8 protein-coding genes and 1 pseudogene are annotated in these 6,762 nt (G+C 32.6%); 6 read left to right on the top strand and 3 right to left on the bottom strand.

What is annotated here, in order from left to right:
- Positions 1-940: IS110 family RNA-guided transposase (locus tag ACCQ42_RS08540; RefSeq protein ID WP_410035924.1), on the bottom strand; the 940-nt coding region annotated here is incomplete at its 3' end.
- A gap of 275 nt (positions 941-1,215) precedes the next feature.
- Between ACCQ42_RS08540 and tnpA the strand changes: the two genes are divergently transcribed.
- Positions 1,216-1,686 carry an IS200/IS605 family transposase gene (tnpA, locus tag ACCQ42_RS08535; RefSeq protein WP_060802660.1) on the top strand — a complete coding sequence of 157 codons (471 nt, stop codon included), beginning with the start codon at positions 1,216-1,218 and terminating at the stop codon, positions 1,684-1,686.
- 104 nt (positions 1,687-1,790) lie between these two features.
- On the opposite strand, the gene ACCQ42_RS08530 is transcribed toward tnpA, so the two are convergent.
- Positions 1,791-2,021, bottom strand: coding sequence for an RNA polymerase sigma factor (locus ACCQ42_RS08530; protein WP_004815884.1), 231 nt, complete (start codon positions 2,019-2,021; stop codon positions 1,791-1,793).
- 57 nt (positions 2,022-2,078) lie between these two features.
- Between ACCQ42_RS08530 and ACCQ42_RS08525 the strand changes: the two genes are divergently transcribed.
- The 5 genes and pseudogenes from ACCQ42_RS08525 to ACCQ42_RS08505 all read left to right on the top strand — a co-directional run bounded on the left by ACCQ42_RS08525 (position 2,079) and on the right by ACCQ42_RS08505 (position 6,209).
- Entirely contained in the window at positions 2,079-3,239 is a 1,161-nt protein-coding gene (locus ACCQ42_RS08525) for an AI-2E family transporter (protein WP_410035923.1), read from the top strand.
- 50 nt (positions 3,240-3,289) lie between these two features.
- The gene (locus ACCQ42_RS08520) at positions 3,290-4,021 is read left to right on the top strand and encodes a hypothetical protein (RefSeq protein ID WP_004815882.1); all 732 of its coding nucleotides are present in this window, start codon (positions 3,290-3,292) and stop codon (positions 4,019-4,021) included.
- 43 nt (positions 4,022-4,064) lie between these two features.
- Positions 4,065-4,703 carry a radical SAM family heme chaperone HemW gene (hemW, locus tag ACCQ42_RS08515; protein WP_180960101.1) on the top strand — a complete coding sequence of 213 codons (639 nt, stop codon included), beginning with the start codon at positions 4,065-4,067 and terminating at the stop codon, positions 4,701-4,703.
- Complete coding sequence (locus tag ACCQ42_RS08510; protein ID WP_180960102.1) at positions 4,693-5,190, top strand: HemN; 498 nt, start codon at positions 4,693-4,695, stop codon at positions 5,188-5,190. Before hemW ends, ACCQ42_RS08510 begins: the two co-directional genes overlap by 11 nt.
- A 65-nt stretch (positions 5,191-5,255) precedes the next feature.
- A pseudogene (locus ACCQ42_RS08505) lies at positions 5,256-6,209 on the top strand (3-hydroxyacyl-CoA dehydrogenase).
- Between the two features lie 289 nt (positions 6,210-6,498).
- Here the strand turns inward: ACCQ42_RS08505 and ACCQ42_RS08500 are convergent.
- Positions 6,499-6,762 (bottom strand): transposase (locus ACCQ42_RS08500; RefSeq protein ID WP_410035922.1); only part of this gene is annotated, 264 nt, incomplete at its 5' end.

Here is a 6,762-nt window from a genome sequence, read left to right as displayed (position 1 = left end):
TGCCAGATTGCTTAACAGCAACATCTAAACCAGCATAAGCAACCAACTGATTAGCTCTCTCAAAACGAGAAATATCACCAATTTCTGAGAAAATAGCAGCACCTAAGACATCACCAATACCGGTGATAGAAGTAATAACAGGGCATAAAGAATTAATCATAGAAGAAATTTCATCTTCAATATCAGCTATCTGATCTTCAAGAAAAGAAATTTGAGCAATAATCTGTTTAATTTGAAAAGAAAAAGACTTTAAAGCAAACTTAACACCAAAAGAATTAGAAGCCTTCTCTTGAATTTCTTTAGCCTTATCAATACCAAAGCGACCCTTACTACACTTAGACAACATCTTAGCAAGCTCATCAGCAGGAATAGAAATCATATCCTCAGGCAAAGGATACTTACTCAAAAGCTCCTTAGAAGCCACACCATAAATATTAGAAAAAAGCGAAGAATACTCAGGGAAAACCTGATCTAAAATACAAACAAGCTTTCTCTTCCAATCAGAAGCTTCATCAACAAGAGCAAACCTGAACCTAGAAAGATTTCTTAAAGCAAAAGTATCCTCATCAGAAAAATTAGAAACAGAAAACTCACCAAACCTAAGAATTTGAGCAATAACAAAAGAATCAACAGAATCATTCTTAGTCTGTCTAATATACATCTTTCTAAAAGCATCAGATTGAATAGGATTAATAACAATACAAGAAAAACCTAAATCAATTAAGAAAGAATAAAGCGAAAGCCAATAATGGCCAGTAGCTTCCATACCAATAATACAATTGTTAGAATCAATCGAAAAAGAGGAAATAAATTTCTGAAACTTCTCTAAACCCCTAATAGAATTAGAAAAAGAAAAGGACTCAGAAACAAGTTTCCCATCAGAATCAATTATTGAGGCTTCGTGGTTAGATTTTGCAATATCAACACCAATGTAAAACATAAAATCACCTAGCTTTAATATAAATTTAGATAGAGAAAGGACCCTCAAGAACTTTACGACAATCAAACCTCGTTAGACATACAGCAACGAAATGTGCTATCCAGCTCATACTGATAAAGACGTAAAGAAGAGGCGTAACCCTAAATTGGGAAGACTAGCTTCAAGGAGGTTAACTACGACCTCTATCTATACAATTATTATCCCATAAGAAAGTGGGATTGAGAACAAAATGTAGTATTTATTACTACAACTATAATATACGAGGAGGTTAAAACTTGGATAAGAATAGTTTATCACATACCAAATGGAGATGTAAATACCATATAGTTTTTGCACCAAAATATAGAAGACAAGTAATATATAGACAACTAAGAAAAGATATAGGCAGTATACTTCGAGAATTATGTTCAAGAAAAGGAATAAACATAATAGAAGCAGAGCTATGTCCAGATCATGTACACATGCTGGTAGAAATATCACCAAAATATTCTGTATCACAAATAATGGGATATTTGAAAGGGAAAAGTTCATTAATAATATTTGATAGACATGCCAACCTAAAATATAAATATGGAAACAGACATTTTTGGTGTAGAGGATATTATGTAGATACAGTGGGAAGAAATGAAAAGAAAATAAAAGAATATATACAAAATCAATTAAGAGAAGATTATTACACTGACCAAATAAGTATAAAGGAATATTATGACCCGTTTACGGGAAAGTCAGTAAATAAGAACAAATAAAAAAACTGCTTAAGCAGTAGTTGGGATAGTGGTGCATGTGACAGAATACTCGACAGCCCCAATAGGGGCGTGCCGGTATTCGCGCCTTATAGGCGCTGTGCAAACTACCAGCTAAGCTGGTAGTTTTGATTATAGTAGTTGATGTAAGTATTTTTTGCTATAGTAAAAATATAGGCCTTAATATTTCTAGTATTTTCTATTTTCTTACTATTATTTATGACTTTTAGAAAAGTTTCGCTTGTTATATCCTGGGCTACGTCCTTATTTTTACTCAAAGAGAGCAAAAATCTATAAACATCTTCAAAGTATATTCTATATATTTTTTCGATATCCATTTTGCCCTCCTCACTCTTTATGATATAATAATATTATCAAATATTAAAGGAGATGCCATGAGAAATAAAGAACTTTATGAAAGGATATTTTTACGAACAACAATTATTATTTTAACCATATTATTTTTATTATTCCTTGCACCAGCCCTATTAAATGCCCTCATGCCCATAATACTAGCTCTAGTAATCGTGGGATTATTGGCACCATCTATAAGAAAGATTGACCATATCCTGCCAATCAAACACAAGGCGGTATCCTACCTGCTTGGTACAATCCTGCTCTTGCTTCTATTATTTTTCTTGGTATGGTTTGTTCAGTTTATAGTAAATCAAGTCTCTGGCTTGGTAGGTAATATCATTAGCAATTGGGATAAGATTGTATCTTCTGTAAATACTTGGATCAATGATGCCAATTCACAGATTAACCTCATGCCAGACTATGTATCAAACACAATAAGGTCTGGACTTAAGTCTTTGTATGAATGGTTGGGTAGCTTACAAAAAAACGCAATCAATATTACCTTTGGCTTTACCCAAGCTTTTATAAATACCTCCAATGAAATAATATTTTTTGTGATTACTTTTGTAGTTGCATTTTATATAATACTTGGCGATATGCAAAATGTTTATGATAAATACCATCTATTGATACCAGAAAAGTCAAAGAATAACCTTTCTTTGATAAGGGCTGTCTTTAAGAATTCAACCTGGAATTATATAAAATCCCAACTAAAACTAGCCTTTCTGTGCACAATAATAATGGCGATTTTCCTGTTTTTCATAGGCCAACAATACTTCATGCCAATAGCCCTAATATTAGGATTTGTAGACCTACTTCCTATGATTGGTCCTATAATAGTCCTCTTGCCATGGTCAATAATAGAACTACTTATCTTTGATAATACCATAAAATCCTTAGGACTATTGATTGTATTGACAGCTTGGACTGGGCTTAGACAAGTCATAGCTCCAAAGGTAATAGGAAGTTCTGCAGATATACACCCAATTCTATCAGTTATAGCTCTTTATGCTGGACTTAAACTTATTGGAGTGATGGGAGCCATATTGTTGCCAGTTGTATTTATATTTATTGTAGGAATTTATAGGTCTGGAATAATTGATAATTGGATTTATGATTATAAACTATTTTTTAAATATATTAGTGATACATTAAACATTGGAAAAAGAAAACTGGATATTCCAGATGAAGAAAATTAAAAATTAAGTATATTGTTCTTAGTGATAACAATTATCAGTAAGGAGATATTATGGATAAATTTCAAGTTAAGATTTTGGATATAAAAGAAGAATACAAGTATGTATGGACATATACCTTAGAAAAACCCGATGATTTAAATTGGGATGAGGGTTCTAGCTTTCATCTGGCTCTACCAGGTTACGATGAGACAGGAGAGGTAAATAAAAAACTAATTCATCACTTAAGTATAAACACACTTACAAGTGAGGGGAATATTAGATTTACTACAAAAATTCCTATAAGAAAATCACCTTTTAAGAAGACTTTATCGATTCTTAAGATTGGAGATACAGTAACAATTTTTAAGCTAAAATCTCACATGTCCTTAAAAAGAGAAAATAGACCGCTTGTTGCCCTTTCTCAAGGTCTTGCAATGTCAACTATTAGGCCACTTATAAAAAGATTTGAAGAAGATAACACAGATATTCCAGAATTCATAAGTGTAAATGTAAATACCAAGGATACTCATCTTTACGAAAGTGATTTTGAAAATATTGACGGATCACTTTTAGTCAAATATTGGCTAGATAGTAGAAGCGACTATCTTGAGAAAATAAAAGAGCTTGCTAATGATAGGTCAGACTCATATTTTTATGTGGTTGGTAGCGAAAATTTCTTGTTGGATACTCTATTTGTTTTATTAGAAGAAGGAATAAGTGAACAAGCCATTGTTATCGATAAGGATAAGGAAAAAAGAGATATCTTTTTACAAAGCTTAGAAAATTATAATATTATATACTAAAAATTGATGGCATTGCCATCTTTTTTTATATAAAGGAGAAAAAATGGAAAAAGTTGGATGCTACATACATATTCCTTTTTGTCAAAAAAAGTGCTATTACTGTGATTTTTGTGCATATATGAATGTAGAAAATAGGGTTGAACCCTATATAAAAAATTTAATAAAGGAAATTAAGCTCTACCAAGAAAGACTAAATATAGAAATAGATACTATTCACATAGGTGGGGGTACTCCTTCTTATGTAGATGCAAAATATATTGAAGAAATAGTAAATGAAATAAAGAAATTTAAGATAGAGAAAATAAAAGAATTTACCATAGAATGTAATCCAAACTCTATATCTAAGGAAAAACTAGCAATCTATAAGGATATTGGTATCAATAGGATTTCTCTTGGTGTCCAATCTTTTGATGATGAAGTCTTAAAAGAAATTGGCAGAAATCATACAGCGGATATTGCCCTAAAAGATATAGATATGATCAGGGATGCTGGCTTTGACAACTTATCCTTTGACCTCATGCTCAATCTTCCAAGGCAAACTTATAAGTCTGTTAAAAATGAACTAGCTATGGTAAAAAAGATTTCTCCTGAACACATATCATGGTATTCTCTTATTCTAGAAGAAGGATCAAGATTTTATGCTTTAGATAAAAAAGGGCAAGCTAGACCTGATGGAAGATGACCTAGAGGTAGTTATATTTTCATATCTTGTTGATAGCTTAGATAAATTGGGACTTAAAAGATATGAGATATCCAATTTTGCGAAAGCTAGTAAGGAGTCTATCCATAACAAGAAATACTGGAATATAGATGACTATATAGCCTTTGGCCTAGGAGCTTCGGGATTTTTATCTAATAAGAGATATACCAACACTAGAAATTTTGTAAAATATGACAAGGCTATTAGAGAAGCTAGGTATCCTATCGTTTTTGAAGAATTTATAGATAAGGATGAAAGAGAGAAAGAATATATTATATTTAAACTTAGGGAGAGCGAGGGAATAAATCTAAGAGAATTTAAGAAGAAATTTGCCTGTGATTTCCTAGTTAAATATCAAGATGTGATAGAAAAATTCAAGGACCAAGATTTTTATAAGCTTGATGATAATTTCTATTTTACTAAAAAAGGAATGAGTCTTTCCAATGAATTCTATATTGAAATCATTTAAACTTTAGTGAATTATATTTTCCTAAGTGGGTAAATATCATATAGAACATAGAAGGAGATTATATTATGGAAATTAAAAAAGTTACTGTTGCAGGCGGTGGAGTTTTGGGAGCTCAAATTGCCTATGCCGCTGCCTTTCATGGTTTTGACGTTACTATATGGGGAAGAAGCGAAGGTTCGATTGAAAGAGCTAAGCCAAGGATTAACAAGGTATATGAGACTTAGACGAAAGAATTGGAACTTGCACCAAGATACATCGGAGCAGAATTCCCAAACTATCCTAGGTCATTTTTTGATGATGTTAAGGATATAAATTTAGAAAAGATCGAAGAGTTAAAGAAAAATAACGAAAAAGCCTACAAAGATTTAAAATATACAGTCGACTTAGAAGAGGCCTTTGCTGATGCTGATTTAGTTATAGAGGCTATAGCAGAGAAAGTTGACGAGAAAAGGGACTTTTATGAGAAGATTAAGGATATCTTAAAGGATGACGCAATACTTGCTTCAAACTCTTCAACCTTTATGCCATCAATGCTTAAAGACTTCACTGGAAGAGAAGAAAGATTCCTTCACTTACACTTCGCAAACAGTATTCATAGACAAAATCTAGCAGAAGTTATGGGTCATGACACTACAAGTAAGGAAGTGATAGATACTGTAGCTCAATTTGCAAGAGATATAGGAATGTATCCTGCTATTATAAAGAAAGAGAATCCCGGCTATATCTTAAACTCAATACTCGTTCCTCTATTAGATGCAGCTCTCGCTCTTTACGGAGATGATATTGCGGAGCCAAAAGATATAGATATGGACTGGAAGATTGGATCAGGTTCGCCAAAGGGTCCTTTCGAGATGATCGATATAATAGGAATTAATACCGTAATTAATGTTACTAGCACTAGAGAAGATGCCAAGGATCCATCAACTCCTATGGGCAAGGCTCTTAAGAAACTTAAAGAAAGAGAAGCCAAGGGACTTAAGGGAATTGAGACAGGAGAAGGCTTCTACAAATACAGATAAATTAATAATGCTTCTGAGCTTAAGTCTTGGGAGCATTTTTATTGTCCACTTAAGTGAGTTGAGCGAACGAAAGAGAGCGAAACAATAAACCACCTGCTATGCAGGTGGAGGGATTAAGCTTTAGCTTCAAGCACCAAGAAAACCTCCTTAAAGTATAATTGTGATAGTCACATGCACAATTAAACAAGACCAGCTATCAAATGTCAAGAGAAAATAGAAAATAATTAATCTTGTAATTTATGGCACGTCAAACAAGCCTAAAAATTAGGCTTAGAAAACTAAATAACAATTAAATATTAGGTATGTAAGCTTTGTTATCCCTCAAAACAGCAAAAATAATGTTAGTAAGTTTTCTAGCAACTGCACCAATAGCTGTACCATGAGCTTTACCCCTTTGTCTAAGCTTTTGATAATAAACAGACAAAGCAGGATCCTTAAAAGCTGCAACACTAGCAGCAAGCCAAATAGCACGTCTAAGATAAGGAGAACCACGTTTAGAAATCTTAGTATCAGTAGCATTAAAATTGCCAGATTGCTTAACAGCAACATCTAA

Source organism: Anaerococcus kampingae (assembly GCF_046365475.1).
Classification (GTDB): Bacteria; Bacillota; Clostridia; order Tissierellales; family Peptoniphilaceae; genus Anaerococcus; species Anaerococcus kampingae.
This window is presented reverse-complemented; position numbering and strand designations above follow the sequence as displayed.

What these genes read in the sequence shown, in the direction of transcription:
- ACCQ42_RS08530 (WP_004815884.1), bottom strand. Translation starts at nt 2,021, where the DNA reads ATGGATATCGAAAAAATATATAGAATATACTTTGAAGATGTTTATAGA.
- ACCQ42_RS08525 (WP_410035923.1), top strand. Translation starts at nt 2,079, where the DNA reads ATGAGAAATAAAGAACTTTATGAAAGGATATTTTTACGAACAACAATT.
- ACCQ42_RS08520 (WP_004815882.1), top strand. Translation starts at nt 3,290, where the DNA reads ATGGATAAATTTCAAGTTAAGATTTTGGATATAAAAGAAGAATACAAG.
- hemW (WP_180960101.1), top strand. Translation starts at nt 4,065, where the DNA reads ATGGAAAAAGTTGGATGCTACATACATATTCCTTTTTGTCAAAAAAAG.
- ACCQ42_RS08510 (WP_180960102.1), top strand. Translation starts at nt 4,693, where the DNA reads ATGGAAGATGACCTAGAGGTAGTTATATTTTCATATCTTGTTGATAGC.